The organism is Paraburkholderia sp. WS6 (assembly GCF_030464835.1).
Taxonomy (GTDB): domain Bacteria; phylum Pseudomonadota; class Gammaproteobacteria; order Burkholderiales; family Burkholderiaceae; genus Paraburkholderia; species Paraburkholderia madseniana.
In genome coordinates, this window is record NZ_JALQCK010000113.1 from 1 (window position 1) to 1,468 (window position 1,468).

2 protein-coding genes are annotated in these 1,468 nt (G+C 65.5%); both read left to right on the forward strand.

Annotated features, from left to right (window positions below):
• A partial coding sequence (locus tag M0D64_RS44750; protein WP_266262308.1) for an efflux RND transporter permease subunit occupies positions 1–267 on the forward strand: 267 nt, incomplete at its 5' end.
• Positions 264–1,468: efflux transporter outer membrane subunit (locus M0D64_RS44755; RefSeq protein WP_266262309.1), on the forward strand; the 1,205-nt coding region annotated here is incomplete at its 3' end. The genes M0D64_RS44750 and M0D64_RS44755, both read left to right, overlap by 4 nt.

The following is a 1,468-nucleotide window of genomic DNA, read 5'->3' on the forward strand; positions in this document are numbered from 1 at the left end:
GGGCGCTTCGACGCGATTATCGGTGCAACCGTGAGGCGCTTCAGGCCGATCATGCTGACGGCCGCAGCCGCCGTGCTCGCCTTGATCCCGCTCTTGCGCTCAGCTTTCTTCGGGCCCATGGCGACCGCGCTGATGGGTGGTATCACGATCGCCACGGCACTGACCATTTTCTTCCTGCCGGCGCTCTATGCGACGTGCTTCAGCATCCGGCGCGACGAGCGCGGGATACAACCGGTCGTCGTCGAGCATACGGAGATTTCATCATGAACTTTGCCTATAAGACATCCGTTATCGCCGTGGCTACGGCGCTCGCACTGACGGCCTGCTCGTTCGCTCCCAGCGGGGAGCCCCCGGTGATGCCTTCGCCCACGCATTACGGCGCGCAGGTGCAGCCGTCGAAGACTGTCGTGGCGGATGGCGTTGCGCAGCAATTCGATATCGGCTCGACTGCCGTTCCGCAATGGTGGCGGCTTTACCGGTCCGACGCGCTCGATGCGCTCGTCGACGAAGGATTGCGCAACAGCCCGACGCTTGCGGCCACGCAGCGGACGCTCTCCGCCGCGCAAGAAGAACTGCGCGGGCAAATCGGTTCGTCCACGCTGCCGTCGGTCGACGCTGCCGCCCAGGTCGAGCGTGCGCGTTCACCGGTCGTGCCCGGCATCGGCCCAAGCGAGGTCCGCTATAACTTCTTCGCCGGGCAGATTCAAGCGCACTACACGTTCGACCTCTTCGGCGCGACGCGTTACGCCAACGCGGCGGCTACCGATCGCGTGAATGTGCAGGCATATGAACTGGAAGCGGCCCGGCGCGCGCTCGCCGCCAACATCGTCGGCACGGCGATCAATGTGGCGGCGCTCGATCGCCAGATCGCGCTCACCGAACGGCTCATCGCCGTGGCGAGCGAAACTGCAAACGAGGATCAGCAACGGTACGCGCTCGGGTCCATTTCGCACGTGCAGGCGCTCAACTCGACGCAGGAGGCAGATTCGATCGCGGCGAGTCTTCCGGCCTTACGCCAGCAGCGCGCCACAGCCGTCCACGCGCTGGCGGTACTGATGGGCCGGACGCCCGATAACGCACCGACCGTTCCCGAGCTCGACAGCATGGCGTTGCCCGACCACGTGCCGGTCGTCGTGCCTTCGGACCTCCTGCGTTCGCGTCCGGACATTCAGGCAGCTGATGCCGCCGTGAAGGCCGCCGCGGCCGACGTTGGCGCTGCGACCGCGCAACTCTTTCCGAGCCTGTCACTGACGGCCTCAATGGGTCGCGGGGGCTTTAGCTGGCCCGCGATGCTCTCAGGTGCAGGCGGGCTCTGGGCGATCGGTGCGGGCCTGTCCCAGCCGCTCTTCCATGGTGGGGCGTTGTTCGCGCAACGCAGAGCCTCGATTGATACCTACGATGCGACGGTTCTGCACTACAAGTCGACAGTTCTGTCGGCATTCCAGGATGTCGCCGATTCGCTTGCCGC